Source organism: Streptomyces sp. NRRL S-646 (genome assembly GCF_000720765.1).
Classification (GTDB): Bacteria; Actinomycetota; Actinomycetes; order Streptomycetales; family Streptomycetaceae; genus Streptomyces.
In genome coordinates, this window is record NZ_JODC01000002.1 from 351,908 (window position 1) to 370,236 (window position 18,329).

The 18,329-nt window shown below is 69.4% G+C and carries 14 protein-coding genes and 1 pseudogene; 10 read left to right on the forward strand and 5 right to left on the reverse strand.

Going from position 1 to position 18,329, the window contains the following annotated elements:
* Positions 1–50 precede the first annotated feature (50 nt).
* The 3 genes from IH68_RS0104165 to IH68_RS0104175 form a co-directional block, all read right to left on the reverse strand.
* A complete protein-coding gene (locus tag IH68_RS0104165) occupies positions 51–854 on the reverse strand; it encodes a formylglycine-generating enzyme family protein (protein ID WP_030928431.1) in 804 nt (267 codons plus the stop codon).
* Between the two features lie 83 nt (positions 855–937).
* Complete coding sequence (locus IH68_RS0104170) at positions 938–3,301, reverse strand: arylsulfatase (RefSeq protein WP_030928434.1); 2,364 nt, start codon at positions 3,299–3,301, stop codon at positions 938–940.
* Positions 3,302–3,499: 198 nt separating this feature from the next.
* Positions 3,500–4,471, reverse strand: coding sequence for a LysR family transcriptional regulator (locus tag IH68_RS0104175; protein ID WP_234341209.1), 972 nt, complete (start codon positions 4,469–4,471; stop codon positions 3,500–3,502).
* Between the two features lie 111 nt (positions 4,472–4,582).
* On the opposite strand from IH68_RS0104175, the gene IH68_RS0104180 reads away from it, so the two are divergent.
* The 5 genes from IH68_RS0104180 to IH68_RS0104200 all read left to right on the forward strand — a co-directional run bounded on the left by IH68_RS0104180 (position 4,583) and on the right by IH68_RS0104200 (position 9,280).
* Entirely contained in the window at positions 4,583–5,668 is a 1,086-nt protein-coding gene (locus IH68_RS0104180) for an S-(hydroxymethyl)mycothiol dehydrogenase (protein ID WP_030928441.1), read from the forward strand.
* Positions 5,668–6,297 (forward strand): MBL fold metallo-hydrolase, encoded by a 630-nt coding sequence (locus IH68_RS0104185; RefSeq protein ID WP_030928444.1) that lies wholly within the window; start codon positions 5,668–5,670, stop codon positions 6,295–6,297. Before IH68_RS0104180 ends, IH68_RS0104185 begins: the two co-directional genes overlap by 1 nt.
* Before the next feature lie 199 nt (positions 6,298–6,496).
* Positions 6,497–6,859 carry a bifunctional 3-phenylpropionate/cinnamic acid dioxygenase ferredoxin subunit gene (locus IH68_RS0104190; protein ID WP_030928447.1) on the forward strand — a complete coding sequence of 121 codons (363 nt, stop codon included), beginning with the start codon at positions 6,497–6,499 and terminating at the stop codon, positions 6,857–6,859.
* Complete coding sequence (locus tag IH68_RS0104195) at positions 6,856–8,016, forward strand: NAD(P)/FAD-dependent oxidoreductase (RefSeq protein ID WP_030928450.1); 1,161 nt, start codon at positions 6,856–6,858, stop codon at positions 8,014–8,016. Before IH68_RS0104190 ends, IH68_RS0104195 begins: the two co-directional genes overlap by 4 nt.
* A gap of 133 nt (positions 8,017–8,149) precedes the next feature.
* Entirely contained in the window at positions 8,150–9,280 is a 1,131-nt protein-coding gene (locus IH68_RS0104200) for an aromatic ring-hydroxylating oxygenase subunit alpha (RefSeq protein WP_030928452.1), read from the forward strand.
* A 1-nt stretch (position 9,281) separates the two neighbouring features.
* On the opposite strand, the gene IH68_RS0104205 is transcribed toward IH68_RS0104200, so the two are convergent.
* On the reverse strand, positions 9,282–10,028 hold the full coding sequence (locus tag IH68_RS0104205; protein WP_030928455.1) for an IclR family transcriptional regulator: 747 nt from the start codon (positions 10,026–10,028) through the stop codon (positions 9,282–9,284).
* 202 nt (positions 10,029–10,230) lie between these two features.
* On the opposite strand from IH68_RS0104205, the gene betA reads away from it, so the two are divergent.
* Entirely contained in the window at positions 10,231–11,898 is a 1,668-nt protein-coding gene (betA, locus tag IH68_RS0104210; RefSeq protein ID WP_030928458.1) for a choline dehydrogenase, read from the forward strand.
* Positions 11,899–11,901: 3 nt separating this feature from the next.
* The gene (locus tag IH68_RS0104215) at positions 11,902–12,738 is read left to right on the forward strand and encodes a methylenetetrahydrofolate reductase (RefSeq protein ID WP_030928461.1); all 837 of its coding nucleotides are present in this window, start codon (positions 11,902–11,904) and stop codon (positions 12,736–12,738) included.
* Between the two features lie 143 nt (positions 12,739–12,881).
* Here IH68_RS0104215 and IH68_RS0104220 read toward each other — a convergent pair.
* A pseudogene (locus IH68_RS0104220) lies at positions 12,882–13,523 on the reverse strand (formyltetrahydrofolate deformylase); the annotation flags it as partial.
* 217 nt (positions 13,524–13,740) lie between these two features.
* Between IH68_RS0104220 and IH68_RS0104225 the strand changes: the two are divergent.
* From IH68_RS0104225 to IH68_RS0104235, 3 genes are read left to right on the forward strand one after another with little or no spacing between them, the layout of a single operon-like run.
* Positions 13,741–15,210, forward strand: coding sequence for an aldehyde dehydrogenase family protein (locus IH68_RS0104225; RefSeq protein WP_030928468.1), 1,470 nt, complete (start codon positions 13,741–13,743; stop codon positions 15,208–15,210).
* Positions 15,211–15,230: 20 nt separating this feature from the next.
* On the forward strand, positions 15,231–16,319 hold the full coding sequence (locus tag IH68_RS0104230) for a quaternary amine ABC transporter ATP-binding protein (RefSeq protein ID WP_030928471.1): 1,089 nt from the start codon (positions 15,231–15,233) through the stop codon (positions 16,317–16,319).
* Positions 16,319–18,319, forward strand: coding sequence for an ABC transporter permease (locus tag IH68_RS0104235; protein WP_030928474.1), 2,001 nt, complete (start codon positions 16,319–16,321; stop codon positions 18,317–18,319). The genes IH68_RS0104230 and IH68_RS0104235 overlap by 1 nt, the downstream gene beginning before the upstream one ends.
* Positions 18,320–18,329 lie beyond the last annotated feature (10 nt).

Genomic DNA, 18,329 nt, shown 5'->3' on the forward strand with positions numbered 1-18,329 from the left:
TGTACGGCGATGCGTCGCGCCGTTGTCCGAGGGATGAAGTCGATGAGTGATCAGGCCGTGCCCAGAGCGCACCGGAAGCCCACGTTGCCGGTCGCCGAGTCCGGGGGAAGGCCCTGCCGCGCGGCGACCCGGTAGCGGCGGCAGTACGAGGCGTGGCACAGATAGGAGCCGCCCTTGGTGACCCGCAGCTGTCCGTCCCGGGAGGGGGAGAACGGGTCCTCGCACCACTCCCATACGTTGCCCGTGGCGTTGTACAGGCCGAAGCCGCCCGGTTCGAAGGCGTTGACCGGGCAGGTGCCGTACCAGCCGTCGGCTGTCGGATGCCGCTCGGGAAAGGCGCCGTGCCAGACGTTCATCCGGGGGCGACCGCCCGGTTCCAGCTCGTCGCCCCAGGGGAACACCTTGCCGTGCAGGCCGCCCCGGGCGGCGCGCTCCCACTCCGCCTCGGTGGGCAGGCGCTTGCCGGCCCAGTCGCAGTAGGCGCGGGCGTCGTCCCAGTCGACGTGCACGACCGGATGATCCGCCCGGTCCTCCCACGTGGAGTGCGGCCCGTCTGGATGCCGCCAGTCGGCACCCTCGACCTGCCGCCACCAGGGCGCGCCCACCACTGCACGGGTCGGCGGGAAGTCGTCGGGCAGCAGACCGGCGAAGACGAAGGACCAGCCGATCCGCTCCGCGCCGGACCGGTACCCGGTCTCGGCGGCGAAGCGCGAGAACTGTGCGTTCGACACCGTGCAGGCGTCCATCCGGAAGGCATCGACGGAGACCGTGCGCACCGGGCCCTCGCCGTCGGCGGGGTAGGCGAGCGCGTCCTCGCTGCCCATCAGGAACTCGCCGGCGGGCACGGCCACCATGCCCTCGGTGCTCGCCCGGTGCAGGGCGGCCGACCGTGGCGAGGGCCGGTCCGCCGCGCGGCCGCCGGACGGCGTACAGCAGCTCACTGGGCCCCCATGACCCGGCGGTGCAGCCCGCCGTCGTAGTCGGACGACTCGGTGGTGGCGCCGTCCAGGTCGATGCGGACGGTGTGGATGGTCCCGGTGAACTCGTTGTCCAGGGCGGAGTAGTCGTCGGTCACCGGTGTGCTCAGGTCCACTCCGACATCGAGGGTCTCGTCGAAGGAGAAGTAGTACGGGATGGTGCGCTCGACCCGCCCGGTCGCCTGCTTCGCGCCGTCGACCATGAGGACGGCGGTGCCGCCCTTGCCGAGTCCTCCGCCGTCGTAGTCGAACTCGAGCCGGACCTCGTGCCGTCCCGGTGCCAGGGGCTCGGCGGCGCGCACGGTGTACACGCTCATCCCGAAGTAGTTGTAGGCGTACGCCGGCTTTCCGTCCGTGACGTACAGGGTCCAGCCGCCGAACCGGCCGCCCTGTGCGATGAGCACGCCCTCGGCCGTCGTGTCGTCCGGTATGCCGACGTCCGCGGTGATGCTGTGCGAGCGGTTCTTGATGTTGGGGGTGGTCTCCTCGGTGAACCGGCGCATTCCGGCGCGGTAGGTGACGGACGTCCGGTGGCCGAGCAGATCGATGCGACCGGCCACGGCGGGGTTCTCCCGCTCGGTGACCCGGTCGTCCAGCGGGAAGACCTGGTACTTCGCCGCTTCGATCAGGAACAGGTCCTGGAGCCGGCGCAGCCTGTCGGGGTGCTGGGCGGCGAGGTCGTGTGCCTGGCTCCAGTCGTGGTCGAGGTCGTAGAGCTCCCAGACGTCGTCGGCGAACCGCTTGCCCCCGTCCGGCACCATCTCCCAGGGGATGCCGTGCCGGGTGACCGCCATCCAGCCCTCGTGGTAGATGCCCCGGTTGCCGCACATCTCGAAGTACTGCGTACGGCGATGCTCCGGCGCCCGGGGATCGGCGAGCGTACGCCACATGCTCGTGCCCTCCATGGGCTGCTGCGGCACACCGTCGACGCTGAAGGGTGCCGGAATCCCCGCGCAGTCCAGGATCGTCGGCAGCACATCGATGACGTGGGAGAACTGGTGGCGCAGCCCGCCGCGTTCGGGGACCCCGCCGGGCCAGTGCAGGATCATGCCGTCACGGGTGCCGCCGAAGTGCGAGGCGACCTGCTTGGTCCACTGGTAGGGGGTGTTGAGGGCCAGGGCCCAGCCCGCCGGGGCGATCGGGTAGCTGCGCGGGCCGCCGATCTCGTCGAGGTGTTCGATCATCTCGTCCGGGTCGTCCACCACGCCGTGCCCGAGCCGGTGCTCGACGATGGTTCCCTCGATGCCGCCTTCACCCGAGGCGCCGTTGTCCCCGAGGATGTAGAGGACAACGGTGTTGTCCAGCTCGCCGAGTTCCGCCAGCGCGTCGATGAACCTGCCGACCTGTACGTCGGCGTGTTCGGTGAAGGCGGCGAACGTCTCCATGAACCGTGCCGCCAGCCGGCGCTGGTTGGAGGTGAGTTCGTCCCAGTGGGGAACGCCCTCGGCCCAGGGGGCGAGCTCCGCGTCCTGCGGTACGACGCCGAGTTCCTTCTGCCGCCGCAGGGTCACTTCGCGCTGGTCGTCCCAGCCGTGGTCGAAGCGTCCGCGGTATTTCTCCTGCCATTCCCGGCCGACGTGCAACGGAGCGTGTGCGGCGCCGAGCGCGAGGTAGGTGAAGAACGGGCGGTCCGGAGTGAGCGTGCGCTGGGTGCGGACCCAGTCGATGGCGTGGTCGACGAGGTCCTCGGAGAGGTGGTAGCCGTCCTCGGGGCGGCGGTCCGGCTCGACCGGGGTGGTGCCCTGGTACAGCAGCGGGTACCAGTGGTTCATCTCGGCGCCCATGAAGCCGTAGAAGGTGTCGAAGCCTTCGCCGGTGGGCCAGCGGTCGAACGGGCCGACCGCGCTGATCTCGCGCGGCGGGGTCTGGTGCCACTTGCCGAACGCGGCCGTGCTGTAGCCGTTGCCCTGGAGGATCTGGGCCATGGTCGCCGCGCTGCGCGGCCGGAAGCCGTTGTAGCCGGGCGCCGCCGTGGTCATCTCGGTGGTGCCGCCCATACCGACCGAGTGATGGTTGCGTCCGGTCAGCAGGGCCTGCCGGGTCGGTGAGCACAGGGCCGTGACATGGAACCGGGTGTAGCGCAGCCCGCCGTCGGCGAGTCGTTCGGCGGCGGGCATCTCGCACGGTCCGCCGAAGGCGCTGGAGGTGCCGAAGCCGAGGTCGTCCACGAGCACGATCACCACGTTCGGTGCGCCCTCCGGTGGCGGGACCGGGCCGATGGGGGTGAAGGCGGTCTCCTGGTCGTGGACGTCCATGGCGGTCGTCAGGGGCCGGCGGGCGTCCGGCCGGGGGAGTATGTGCCGTCCGGCGTCGAACTCGGTCATGTATTTCTCCGTTGGGGTACGCCGCGGAAATGTCACACGCTTTTTTCCTCGCCGAATTGTCGGCGTGATGCAGCTGGACTTCCGGCCGGTCTGCCAGCGGTGGAGTAAAAAATGGCATTCGCCGTCGAAGCCGGTCAACAACAGAGCGTGAATCCGGCTGAACCGGTTTTGAATGAAGGCGGTAGAAAGTTTCTATACCTAGAGCGTCGCTGCCTGCTCAGGTGGCGGGGCGGGCGAGGACGCCAGGTCCACGAACGCCTGGGCGGCGGGCGACAGCGGGCCCGGGCGCCAGACCAGCCGGCCGTGGCGCAGCAGCCGAGGACGGTTGGAGAGCATCCGGGCTCCCCGGAGTGCCGCGTCCTGGGCCATGGACGTGGGCAGCAGGGAAGCGCCGACGCCGGAGAGGACCAGCGGCACGATCATCGCGCGGTGCGCGGTCTCCACCACGATCCGCGGCGCGACGCCGAGTGCGGTGCACACGTCGTCCAGCGCCGCGCGGGTTTCGGTGCCCGGCGGGGTCACGATCAGGTCCAGCGCGGCGAGTTCACGCGAGGTGATGGTGGGGCCGGCCGGATGCGGGTGGTCGGGGGGCAGGACGACATGCATCTCCTGTGCCGGCAGGTCGATGCTGCTCAGGTCCGCCGTGGGCACCGAGGCATCCACCAGACCGAGCTCGCACTGGCCGGCCGCGACCATGTGCGCCACGGCGGCTCCCCGCTCCGGATCGACCACGCGCACGGAGACCTTGGGATGCGCGCGGTGAAAGCGCCCCAGCATGCCGGCGAGCGGATCGACCGACAGGGTCGTCTGCGAAACGATGTCGAGCCGGCCGCCGCTGAGTCCGAGGACCTCGCGGACCAGGGCGCCGGCCGTGGACAGATCCCGCAGCACCTGCTGCGCCGGTTGAAGCAGCGCCTCACCCGCCGCGGTGAGTACCACGCCGTGCGGCAGCCGATGAAACAGGCTGCCGCCGAATTCGCGCTCCAGTGACCGGATCGCATGGGACAGGGAGGGTTGTGCGACATGGAGTGCAATGGCCGCGGCTGTGAATCCGCCGTGCTCGGCAACGGCGATGAAGTATTCCAGCTGGCGTCGTTCCATCGGCTCTCCGTAAATTCCGGGCAACGCTATCACCGGTCGGGCGGCGACGACGCCGGTCGAACGGCGCATCCGAGACCTTGACCCCCGGTCGGCGCTCCACGATGCTGTGTTGCGGCACATGAGATGTGTGCCGCATTGAGCAACATCTGACTGAGGTCTCGTACCAGCCGAGGAGTGGCCATGACGCACCAGGTCCGTGGAGTCGTCGCGCGGGGCAAGGGCGCCCCCGTCAGCCTGGAGACGATCATCGTGCCCGATCCCGGACCGGGCGAGGCGCTGGTGAAGATCGAGGCCTGCGGGGTCTGTCACACCGATCTGCACTACCGCGAGGGGGGCATCAATGACGACTTCCCCTTCCTGCTGGGCCACGAGGCCGCGGGTGTGGTGGAGGCGGTGGGGGAGGGCGTCACCGATGTCGCCCCCGGTGACTTCGTCATCCTCAACTGGCGTGCGGTGTGCGGGCAGTGCCGGGCCTGTCTGCGCGGCCGGCCCTGGTACTGCTTCAACACCCACAACGCCAAGCAGAAGATGACCCTGGAGGACGGCACCGAACTGTCCCCGGCGCTGGGTATCGGCGCGTTCGCGGAGAAGACGCTGGTCGCGGCGGGGCAGTGCACCAAGGTCGACCGTGCAGCCTCCGCGGCCGCCGCCGGTCTGCTGGGCTGCGGCGTGATGGCGGGCATCGGCGCCGCGATCAACACCGGCAACGTCGGCCGCGGCGACAGCGTGGCGGTCATCGGCTGCGGTGGCGTCGGCGACGCCGCGATCGTCGGGTCGAACCTGGCCGGCGCCGCGAAGATCATCGCGGTGGACCTGGACGACCGGAAGCTGGAGACCGCCCGCAAGCTGGGCGCGACCCACACCGTCAACTCCAAGGAGTCCGACCCCGTCGAGGCGATCCGCGAGCTGACCGGCGGCCACGGCGCCGACGTGGTCATCGAGGCGGTCGGCCGCCCCGAGACGTACAAGCAGGCCTTCTACGCCCGCGACCTCGCCGGCACGGTCGTCCTGGTCGGTGTGCCGACCCCGGAGATGAAGCTGGATCTGCCGCTGCTGGACGTCTTCGGCCGCGGCGGATCGCTGAAGTCGAGTTGGTACGGCGACTGCCTGCCCTCCCGCGACTTCCCGATGCTCATCGACCTCTATCTGCAGGGCCGCCTGAACCTGGACGCCTTCGTCACCGAGACCATCGCTCTCGACGAGGTCGAGAAGGCCTTCGAGCGGATGCACGGCGGCGACGTGCTGCGCTCGGTGGTGGTGCTCTGATGGCGGCACGCATCGAACACCTCGTCACCTCGGGCACGTTCTCGCTGGACGGCGGCACCTGGGACGTCGACAACAACGTGTGGATCATCGGCGACGACCACGAGGTGATCGTCATCGACGCGGCCCATGACGCCGAGGCCATCGCCGAGGCCGTCGGGGGCCGGACCCTGCGGGCGATCGTGTGCACCCACGCCCACAACGACCACATCGACGCCGCGCCCGGCCTCGCGGAGCGCACCGGCGGGCCGGTCCTCCTCCATCCGGACGACCTGCCGCTGTGGAAGCAGACCCACCCGGAGCGGGTGCCCGACGCCGAACTGGCCGACGGCCAGGTCCTGACGGTGGCGGGCGTCGACCTGACCGTGCTGCACACGCCCGGCCACGCCCCCGGAGCGGTCTGTCTGTACGCGCCGGCGCTCGGCGCACTCTTCAGCGGTGACACGCTCTTCGCCGGCGGCCCAGGGGCCACGGGAAGGTCGTACAGCCACTTCCCGACCATCATCGAGTCCATCCGCGAACGGCTGCTGGCCCTGCCCGGCGACACCGTCGTGCACACCGGTCACGGGGACACGACGACCATCGGCGCGGAGGCCCCGCACCTGCAGGACTGGATCGCACGCGGTCACTGACCTGCTGACCTGCTCGAAGGCACTGATCCCGGTGCCGACCCCTGCCCTGACCCTGTTGCTCATCGTGCGCCAAGTTGCATGAAGAGCAACATCCGGCAGGGGTCAACAGGGCCTCTGAACTCCTTGACAAGGGTTCAGGGCGACCTCAGACTGATGTTGCGCTTACCGCAATCCGTTTCGTTATACGCACCGAGGTGTCATGATGATTCCCGTGTGCCGTCTCGCGGATCTCCCGCGAGGTGAGGCCTTCCGGCTCGACATAGATCCGCCGGTCTCGGTGTTCCATACCGACGACGGCGAGGTCTTCGCCATCGACGACACCTGCACCCACCAGGACGCCTCGCTCGCCGACGGCTGGCTGGAGGGCTGCGAGGTGGAGTGCCCGCTGCACGCTTCGAAGTTCGACCTGCGCACCGGCGCCGTCGACGCCCCGCCGGCCAAGCTGCCGGTGCGGACGCACGAGGTGGTCGTCGAGGACGGCATGATCTACGTCCAGGTGTCGACCGACGCTCCCAACCTGCCGCCCTGCATCGCCTCCCGTCTTGCCGGGGGTCCCGCGTGAGGACGGTCGCCGTGGTCGGCGCCTCGCTGGCCGGCCTGTCGGCGGCGCGCTCACTGCGCAAGCAGGGCTACGACGGACGGCTCGTCGTCATCGGCGACGAGACCCACCGCCCGTACGACAGGCCCCCGCTGTCCAAGGAGTTCCTGGCCGGCACGATCGGCGAAGCCGACCTCGTGCTGGAGACGGACGACGAGGACCTGCAGGCCGAGTGGCTGCTCGGCGCGCGCGCCACCGGACTCGAGCGGACAGAGCGAGCCCTGCGGCTCGCCGACGGCAGCCGGCTCCGCGCGGACGGCATCGTCATCGCGACCGGTGCCGCCGCGCGCAGGCTGCCCGGGGCCGAGGGCCTTTCCGGAGTGCACACCCTGCGCACCCTGGACGACGCCCGCGCCCTGCGGGACGAACTGGCCCGCGGCGGTCGGCTGGTGGTGATCGGCGGCGGTTTCATCGGCGCCGAGGTGGCCTCCACCGCGTACGCCCTCGGGCTCGACGTGACGGTGATCGAGGCGGCCCCGACGCCGCTTGCGGGCCCGCTCGGCGAGACCATGGGCGCCGTGGTTTCCGGCCTCCACGCCGACCACGGAGTACGGCTGTTGTGCGGCGTGGGCGTCAAGGGGCTCAGCGGCGAGCGGCAGGTCGACGCCGTTCTGCTGGAGGACGGCCGCAGTGTCCCCGCCGACATCGTCGTCGTCGGCGTGGGCGCACGCCCGTGCGTCGAGTGGCTGGAAGGCTCCGGCGTCGCGCTCGACAACGGCGTGAAGTGCGGCGCGGACGGGCGCACCAGCCTCGCCGGCGTGGTCGCGGTCGGCGACTGCGCCAACTGGTACGACCCCCGGGCGGGCGCCCACCGCCGCGTCGAGCACTGGACCGGTGCGCGCGAGCGCCCGGACGCCGCCATCGCCACGCTGCTGGCGGGCGGTGCGGTGGAACCGGGGGTGCCCCGGCCGCCGTACTTCTGGTCCGACCAGTACGGCGTGAAGATCCAGTTCGCCGGTCATGCGGCCGGCGCCGACAGTGTGACGGTCGAGGAGGGCGTCGCGGACGACCGCAACGTCCTGGCCGTCTACCGGCGTGCCGGACAACCGGTCGCCGTGCTCGGGATGAACCAGCCGCGGCTGTTCACCCGCTGGCGCAAGCAACTGAGCGCTTCGCTGTGAGTGCCGTGATGTGTCGTCTTTCTCCTGCGGCGCCGTTGTGGCTGGTCGCGCCCCGCGGCGAAGCCGCATATCGATACAGCCCCGCGCCCCTACGGGGCGCTTCCCCTCTCCCACGTGTCCCGAGGAGTGCACCGTGACCTCGACCAGCCTGCCGGACAGCCTGATCGCCACCCTTCCCGGCTCCTCCTACACGGATCCGGCGATCTTCGCCCAGGAGCAGGAGCGCATATTCGAGACCATGTGGTTCTGCGTCGCACGCTCCTCCGAGCTGGCCAAGCCCGGCGCCTTCCGCACCGTCGACGTGGGCCGCGAGAGCATCCTCGTCGCCCGCGCCCGGGACAACTCGATCCGCGCCTACTTCAACGTGTGCCGGCACCGCGGCGCCAAGCTCTGCACCGAGGAGACCGGCGAGGTCAAGCGGGCCTTCCAGTGCCCGTACCACGCCTGGACGTACGACCTCAACGGCAAGCTGGTCGCGGCGCCCAACCTCACCAAGATGCCCGACGTCGGCCGCACCGAGTACGGCCTGGTGAGCGTGGCCGTCCGTGAATGGCTCGGCTACGTCTGGGTGTGCCTGGCGGAGAACCCGCCCTCCTTCGAGGAGGACGTCATCGGCGAGATCGTCGCCCGCCTCGGCGACGTGGAGTCGATCGAGCACTACGACATCGACAACCTGTCCGTCGGCAAGCGGATCGTCTACGACGTCAAGGCGAACTGGAAGCTCATCATCGAGAACTTCATGGAGTGCTACCACTGCGCCACGATCCACCCCGAACTCACCGAGGTGCTCCCGGAGTTCGCCGACGGCTATGCCGCCCAGTACTACGTCGGGCACGGGGCCGAGTTCGGTGAGGAGGTGCAGGGTTTCACCGTCGACGGCTCGGAGGGCCTGGACCGCATCCCGGGGGTCGCCGACGACCAGGACCGCCGCTACTACGCGATCACGGTCAAGCCGCAGGTCTTCATCAACCTCGTCCCCGACCATGTGATCTTCCACCGGATGTACCCGGTGGCCGTCGACCGCACGATCGTGGAGTGCGACTGGCTCTACCTGCCGCACGTCGTCGAGAGCGGCAAGGACGTCAGCCGGTCCGTGGAGCTCTTCGACCGCGTCAACCGCCAGGACTTCGACGCATGCGAGCGCACACAGCCCGGCATGAGCTCCCGGATGTACGCCAAGGGTGGCGTCCTGGTGCCCAGCGAGCACCACATCGGAGCCTTCCACGACTGGGTCAACGAGCGGCTGGGCCTCTCCCAGGGGTGACTCAGCCCAGGTAGCCCATCCGGTGGCTGATCTCCTCCGCACCCTTGATCAGCACCGGGGCGAGCTCGCGCATCCGCTCCTCCGTGAAGCGGTAGGAGGGGCCGGATGCCGTGACCGCCGCGATGACCTCGCCGTCCCGGTCCAGAACCGGGGCGGCCATGGCGTGCAGGCCGATCTCCAGCTCCTCCTTGGTCCAGGCGTAGCCGGCCTCCCGCACCTCGGCGAGGTTCTTCTCGAGCCTCGCCTTCGAGGTGATGGTGTGCGGGGTGACCTTCTTCAGGCCGGACTCGGCCAGCAGCGCGGCGCGCTCCTTGGCGGGCAGGTATGCGAGCAGGACCTTGCCGCTCGACGTCGCGTGCAGCGGCGTCAGCTGGCCGACCCAGTTGTGCGCGGTGACCGCTCCGGGGCCGCGCACCTGGTACAGGTTGATCGCGTAGTGCTCCTGCAGCACCGCGATGTTGACCGTCTCACCGATCTCCTCGGCGAGCCGCTCGCAGACCGGGCGGCCCTGCTGCGTGATGTCGATGCGTCCCGTCACCGCGCCGGCCAGGCGTACGATGCCGAAGCCGAGCCGGTACTTGCCGCGCTCGCCCGCCTGCTCCACCAGACCGCGCGCCTCCAGGGCGCCGAGAAGGCGGAAGGCGGTGGACTTGTGAACATCGATCTCGGCGGCCACCTCGCTGACCCCTGCCTCGCCGCGCTGCGCGAGGATCTCCAGGACGCTGATTGCCCGGTCGACCGACTGCACTCCGCCGGCCTGCGAATTTGACGTTTCGGTGTCTTGGCTGTGGTTGCTCACTCCGAAACTATACGCGCAGTAAACAACACCGCTGCAAGTAACCGTGGTGAAATCAACAGCCCGTAAGTTGCGTGGCTCGCAACCTAGTGCGTATAGCGCTACTGGTACTAGCATGCCTCGCGTATCTACGGCGCGAGCGAGACGAGGCACCATGGCTCCCCAATACGACTTCGTCATCGTCGGCGGCGGTTCGGCCGGCAGTGCACTGGCGAACAGACTCTCAGCTGATCCGGCGAACAAGGTGCTGGTCCTGGAGGCAGGCCGCCCCGACTACCCCTGGGACGTCTTCATCCACATGCCCGCGGCACTGACGTACCCGATCGGCAGCCGCTTCTACGACTGGAAGTACGAGTCCGAGCCCGAGCCCCACATGGGCGGCCGGCGCATCTACCACGCGCGCGGCAAGGTGCTCGGCGGCTCCAGCAGCATCAACGGCATGATCTTCCAGCGCGGCAACCCCATGGACTACGAGCGCTGGGCGGCCGACCCCGGCATGGAGACCTGGGACTACGCGCACTGTCTGCCCTACTTCCGGCGCATGGAGAACTGCCTGGCGGCCGACCCGGACGACGAGTTCCGCGGCCACGACGGCCCCCTCGTCCTGGAGCGCGGCCCGGCCGACAACCCCCTCTTCGGCGCCTTCCTCAAGGCCACCCAGGAGGCCGGCTACGCCCCGACGGACGACGTCAACGGCTACCGGCAGGAGGGCTTCGCCAAGTTCGACCGCAACGTCCACCGCGGACGCCGTCTTTCGGCCTCGAAGGCGTACCTCAAGCCCGCCAGGAAGCGGCCCAACCTCACCGTCACGACCCGCGCCCTGGTCACCCGCGTCCTCTTCGAGGGCAAGAAGGCCGTCGGCGTCGAGTACCAGCGCGGCAAGGGCGCCAAGCAGCAGGTCCGCGCCAAGGAAGTCATCCTGTGCGGCGGCGCGATCAACTCCCCGCAGCTGCTGCAGCTGTCCGGCGTCGGCAACGCGGAGGAGCTGCGCGCCCTCGGCATCGACGTCGTCCACGACCTGCCTGGCGTCGGCGAGAACATGCAGGACCACCTGGAGGTGTACATCCAGTACGCCTGCAAGCAGCCCGTCTCCATGCAGCCGTATCTGGCCAAGTGGCGCGCCCCCTTCATCGGCCTGCAGTGGCTGTTCCGCAAGGGCCCCGCGGCCACGAACCACTTCGAGGCCGGCGGCTTCGCCCGTAGCAACGACGACGTGGACTACCCCAACCTGATGTTCCACTTCCTGCCCATCGCGGTCCGCTACGACGGCTCCGTGCCCGCGGGCGGACACGGCTACCAGGTCCACGTGGGCCCCATGTACTCCGACGCCATCGGCTCCGTGAAGATCAAGAGCAAGGACCCGCGCGAGCACCCGGCGCTGCGCTTCAACTACCTCTCCACCGAGCAGGACCGCCGCGAGTGGGTCGAGGCGATCCGCGTCGCCCGCAAGCTCCTCAACCAGCCCGCGCTCGCCCCCTTCAACAACGGCGAGGTCTCGCCCGGCCCGTCCGTGGAGACCGACGAGGAGATCCTCGACTGGGTCGCCAAGGACGGCGAGACCGCCCTGCATCCGTCCTGCACCTGCAAGATGGGCACCGACGAGATGTCCGTCGTCGACCCCACCAGCATGCGCGTGCACGGCGTGGAGGGCCTGCGGGTCGTCGACGCGTCGGTGATGCCGTACGTCACCAACGGCAACATCTACGCGCCGGTGATGATGGTCGCCGAGAAGGCCGCCGACCTGATCCTCGGCAAGGAGCCCCTTGCACCGTCGAAGGCCGCGTACTACCGCCACCGCGACGCCCAGAAGCAGGCCGGGTAGGCCTTGGGTGCCGCCGGCCTGAGGGCGCTGCTGGACAGCGTCCGCTACGAGGTGCTGCCCGCCAGGGCCACCGAGGACAAGGTCCTCGCCCATGTCCCGCGCGACGTCGTGGTCACGGTCACGGCGTCGCCGGTCAAGGGCCTGGAGCCGACCCTCGATCTGACGGGCCGGCTCGCCGCGCACGGCTACCGCGTCGTGCCGCACGTGCCGGCGCGGCTGCTGCGGGACGAGGTGCATCTGAAGGAGGTCGTCGAGCGGCTGCGCGAGGCGGGCGTGGACGACGTCTTCGTGCCGGCGGGCGACGCGGACCCGCCGGCCGGGGCCTACGACGGGGCCCTGCCGGTGCTGCGCAGGCTCACCGAGCTGGGCGACCCCTTCGCCCGCGTGGGCATCACGGGCTATCCCGAGAGCCACCCCCTCATCCACGACGACATCACCATCCAGGCGATGTGGGACAAGCGCGCGCACGCCACGTACATCGTCAGCAACCTCTGCTTCGATCCGCGCGTGCTCGGGGAGTGGATCGCCCGGATACGGCGGCGGGACGTCGACCTGCCCGTGTATCTGGGTGTCGCCGGGCCCGTGCAGCGGACCAAGCTGCTGGCGATGGCGACGAAGATCGGGGTGGGGGAGTCGACGCGCTTCCTGACGAAGCACGCGTCGTGGTTCCTGCGGTTCGCTGCCCCTGGGGGCTATTCACCGGACCGCCTGCTGCAGCGCAGCGAGCCTGCCCTCACGGCGCCTTCGGCGGGGGTGGCGGGCCTGCACATGTTCACTTTCAACCAGATCGAAGAGACCGAAGTGTGGCGCCGGGCGGTGCTGGAGCGGCTCGGCGGCTGAGGGCGGTGCGGCGGGCGTGCTGGGGGCTGCCGCCCCCAGGCCCCCGCTTTCGGCCCTTAAGGGGCCTCGTCCTCAAACGCCGGACGGGCTGGAATGGCGACCGGCGGCTGTATACGACGGCGGGGCGGGTCCGGATCCGGACCCGCCCGGACGTACGGTCGCGCGCCCTTGAAGCTGGGCAGGAAGGAGTGGTGGATGTTGATGGCGCGGCCTTCCAGCTGCTTGCACAGGTCGTCGGAGAGGACCTGCATGTAGCGGGCGAGCACCACCAGGTCGACGTCCAGCTCGCGCACCAGCTCCAGCAGCCGCGCCTCGGCCTCCGGCTTGGTCTCCTTGGTCACCGGGACGTGGTGGAAGGGGATGCCGTAGGTCTGGGCCAGGCCCTCGAAGTCCCGGTGGTTGGAGACGATCGCGGGGATCTCGATGTTGAGAGCGCCGGTGCGGCGGCGGAAGAGCAGGTCGTTGAGGCAGTGGCCGAACTTGGACACCATGATGAGCGTCCGGGTCGGGGTCGAGGCGTCCCACAGCTTCCAGGAGATGCGGTAGGCCTCGGCGACGGGGCCGAACCGGTAACGCAGAGTTTCCAGATCCGCGTTTGGATCGGAAACGTCGAAGTGGACCCTCATGAAGAAGCGGCCCTGGAGTCGATCATCGAACTGCTGGCTTTCCAGGATGTTGCCGGAGTTCCTGACGAGGAAGCCGCTCACGGCGTGGACCAGTCCCGCGCTGTCGGGACACGAGAGGGTGAGGACGTACTCACGGCCAGGTTGCGGGCGAGGGGACATGTGCGGCCTCCGTCGGTGCGTATTGCACAACAAGGTGAGCGATACGCAACATGGTCGGGCCGGTGGGCCCCTCGGTCAAGAGAGGAAGGGGCATTGGGCCCCTTGCGAAATCGTCATCCGTCAACCTCTTGACGTCCGTCTGGTCATTCGTCAGGGTGTTCCACCACAAGCAATTGAATGCACGATGCGCAACGAATTTCGTTTGAAAGGTTGGCGCGTGGCAGATCTGTATGTGGACGGAGAGTGGCGCGAGCCGGTGGCCGGCGGGCGCCGCGAGATCCGCTGCCCCGCTGACGGCACCCTCTCGGCGACCGTGGCGGAAGGGACGCGTCCCGACACGGAGGCGGCGATCGCCGCGGCCCGACGAGCCTTCGACGAGGGCCCCTGGCCCCGCACCCCCGAGCGTGAGCGCGGCGCCCTGCTGCTGCGCACCGCCGACATCCTCGAGCGCGACGCCAAGGAGTTCGCCCGCGCCGAGTCTCTCGACACCGGCAAGCGGCTCGTGGAGAGCGAGTACGACATCGCCGACGTCGTCTCCTGCTTCCGCTTCTACGGCGGGATCGGCGGCACCGACGCCGGACGGGTGATCGACACCGGCCGCGACGACGCCGTCAGCCGCGTCGTGTACGAGCCGGTCGGTGTGTGCGGACTGATCACCCCCTGGAACTACCCGCTGCTGCAGGCCAGTTGGAAGGTCGCCCCGGCGCTGCTCGCCGGCAACACGATCGTCCTGAAGCCCAGCGAGCTCACCCCCTCCACCTCCATCCTGCTGATGAAGGCACTGGAGGAGGCCGGACTCCCGGCCGGCGCCGCCAACCTCGTCCTGGGCACCGGCCCGGAGGTCGGCGCACCGCTGTCCGAGGACCCGCGCGTCGACATGGTCTCCTTCACCGGAGGCCTGGAGACCGGCAAGCGGATCATGGCCACCGCCTCCGCCACCGTGAAGAAGGTGGCGCTGGAACTCGGCGGCAAGAACCCCAACGTCGTCTTCGCCGACGCGGACTTCGAGACGGCCGTCGACTTCGCCCTCACCGCCGTCTTCCTGCACTCCGGGCAGGTCTGCTCGGCCGGTGCCCGGCTGATCGTCGAGGACTCGCTGCACGACCGCTTCGTCGACGAGGTCGTCCGCCGCGCCCGGCAGATCCGCCTGGGCGGGCCCTTCGACGCCGATGCCGAGACCGGAGCGCTGATCTCCGCCCAGCACCTGGCGAAGGTCGAGGCGTATGTCGCAGCCGGTCTGGAAGAGGGCGCCGTACTGCGCTGCGGCGGGGAGCGGCCCACCGACCCCGCCCTCGCGAACGGCCACTACTACCCGCCGACCGTGCTCGACGCGTGCACGCAGGACATGCGGGTGGTGCACGAGGAATCCTTCGGCCCCGTGCTGACCATCGAACGCTTCACCGACGAGGACGATGCCGTACGCATCGCCAACGACACCGAGTACGGCCTCGCCGGCGCCGTCTGGACGCAGGACGCCGGAAAGGCCCAGCGGGTCGCCCGGCGACTGCGCCACGGCACGGTGTGGATCAACGACTACCACCCCTATGTGCCGCAAGCGGAATGGGGTGGCTTCGGGCACTCGGGCGTAGGCAGGGAACTGGGACCGACCGGCCTGGACGAGTACCGAGAGCCCAAGCACATCTGGCAGAACATCCAACCCCGGCCGCAGCGCTGGTTCCGCGGCTGAACGCCGAAGAGAGGTCGATCGTGACCCCAACACAGACCGAGGTGGCGCAGCGGCGCGGCACCCCCCAGGACTCGGACGGCACGCCCGTCATATCCGTGCGCAATCTGTGGAAGGTGTTCGGGCCGAAGGCCGACCGGGTACCGGACTCCGAGGAGCTGTGCCGGCTGAGCCGTCGTGAGCTCATGGACCGCACCGGCTGCACTGCCGCCGTACGCGACGTGAACTTCGACGTCTCGCCGGGCGAGGTCTTCGTCGTCATGGGCCTGTCCGGCTCCGGCAAGTCCACCCTGGTGCGATGTCTGACCCGGCTGATCGAACCCACCGCAGGTGAGGTCGTCTTCGAGGGCCAGGACATCCGCGAGGCGGACGCGGCCCGGCTGCGCGATCTGCGCCGCCGCAAGTTCTCCATGGTCTTCCAGCACTTCGGGCTGCTGCCCCACCGCCGGGTCGTGGACAACGTGGCCTTCGGCCTGGAGATCCGCGGCATGAGCAGGGCGGAGCGCACCAAGCGGGCCATGGAAGTGGTCGAGCTGGTCGGCCTGGCCGGCTACGAGAACTCCTACCCCGACCAGCTCTCCGGCGGTATGCAGCAGCGCGTGGGTCTGGCCCGGGCGCTCGCCGGAGACCCGGACGTGCTCTTCTTCGACGAGCCGTTCTCCGCACTCGACCCGCTGATCCGCCGCGACATGCAGAACGAGGTCATCCGCCTGCACCACGAGGTCGGCAAGACCATGGTGTTCATCACCCACGACCTCTCCGAGGCGCTGAAGCTGGGCGACCGCATCCTGATCATGCGCGACGGCAAGATGGTCCAGTGCGGCACCGGCGACGAACTCGTGGGTGCCCCGGCCGACGACTACGTCCGCGAGTTCGTCAAGGACGTGCCCCGCGGCGACGTCCTCACCCTGCGCTGGATCATGCGGGCGCCGGAGGACGGCGACGAGCTGGACGGCCCCGAGCTGGGCCCGGACGTCGTGGTGAAGGAGGCCACCCGGGCGGTGCTCGCGGCCGACAAGCCGATCAAGGTCGTCGAGAACGGCAAGCTGCTCGGCATCGTCGGCGACGAGGAGATCCTCGCGGTGGTAGCCGGGCAGGAAGGCGGCGCGTGATGACCGTCGCCGTGGAGAAACCCGAGAAAACAGAGGCCGCAGAGCCTGTTGCGCCCGTCAAGGCGGCGCGGAGGATCAGCCGGCCCATGGTGCTCGCCGCGATCGTGGTCGTCTGGCTGTTGCTGTTCGCCGTACTGCGCGGAAAGCAGACGCTGTCGCTGGCGGCGGCCGACCTGACCGATCTGCACCGGTGGATCAACGACTTCAACGACTCCATCGGCGCCAACCGCAACTCCAACCCGCTCTTCCTGTACTTCTTCAACGAGATCCGGCTGGTCATCGACAACCTGGTGACCTTCATCCAGCACCTGATCTCGCAGCCCTCCGGTGCCCGCCCGGTCCCTGAGATCGGCTGGCTCGGTGTCGTCGGCATCGCCGGCTACGTCTCCTGGGCCGTGGGCAACTGGCGGGTGGCGCTGCTGGCCGTCGCCGGGTTCACCTTCTTCGGGCTGCAGGGGCTGTGGCAGGAGAGCATGGACACCCTCTCCCTCACCCTGTCCGCGGTGTTCGTGGCGCTGCTGTTCGCGATCCCGCTCGGGGTGTGGGCGGGGCTGTCGGACCGGTTCAACCGGATCGCCACGCCCTTCCTGGACTTCATGCAGACGATGCCGACCTTCGTCTACCTGGCACCGCTGACCCTGTTCTTCCTCATCGGCGGTGCCTCCGCCACCATCGCCACCGTGATCTACGCGGCCCCGCCGACGATCCGCATCACCGCGCACGCCATCCGCAACGTCTCCAAGACGACGGTCGAGGCGGCCGACTCTCTCGGCGCCACCCGCCGCCAGTCGCTGCTGAAGGTCCTGCTGCCGATGTCCAAGCGGACCGTGGTGATGGGCGTCAACCAGACCATCATGGCCGCCCTGGCCATGGTGACCATCGCGGCTCTGATCAACGCGCCAGGCCTCGGTGTGATCGTCCTGCAGGCGCTGCAGTCGCTCGACGTCGGCACGGCCTTCAATGCGGGCCTCGCCATCGTGGTCATGGCGATCGTCCTGGACCGGGTGACCACCGCGGCCGCCGCACGCGAGGAGAACGCACGGAACGCCAAGCACGACTTCACGAAGTGGCGGCGACCGCTGCTGGGCGCCGGTGCCGCCGTCACTGCGGTCCTGATCTATCTGTCGCACACCTACCTGTGGGCGGCCGACTTCCCCGGTGACGGCACCGTCGGCCGTCACATCGCGAGCGCGGCGGACAGTGCGACCAACTGGGCGCAGGACAGCCTCTCGGGCGTGACCAACGCCATCCGTGACGTCATCACCAACGGCCTGCTCAATCCGTTCCAGACCCTGGTCACCGACTCCCCGTGGTGGCTCGTCGGCGCGGTGCTGGTCGCGCTGGGCGTGGTGCTCGGCGGCTGGAAGTCCGGGGTCACCACGGCCGTGTGCGTGGGCCTGCTGGTCGGCACCGGTCTGTGGTCGGACGCCATGACCACGCTGGCCTCGACGCTCGTCGCGACGGTGCTGGTGATGGTGCTCGGCATCGTCTTCGGGGTGTGGATGGGGCGCAGCATGATGGTGGACCGGCTGATCCGGCCCACTCTGGACGCCGCCCAGGTCATGCCGCCCTTCGTGTACCTCGTGCCGTTCCTCGCGCTGTTCGGCCCCACGCGTTTCACGGCCATCGTGGCCGCGATCGTCTACGGGGCACCCGTGGCCATGAAGATCATCGCGGACGGGATCCGGGCCGTGCCCGAGACCACCGTGGAGGCGGCCACCTCCGCCGGGTGCAACACCTGGCAGATCATCACCAAGGTTCAACTGCCGATGTCACGCAGTGCCCTGACGCTTGCGACCAACCAGGGCCTGATCTATGTGCTGTCGATGGTTGTTGTGGGCGGCCTGGTAGGTGCAGGCGCTCTCGGCTACGACGTCGTGGCCGGTTTCTCACAGCAGCAGCTGTACGGGAAGGGGCTGGCCGCGGGTCTGGCCATCGTCCTTCTCGGAGTCATGTTCGACCGGATCACTCAGGCCGCGGCGCGTCGCGCCGGCGCTTAAGGAGCACGAC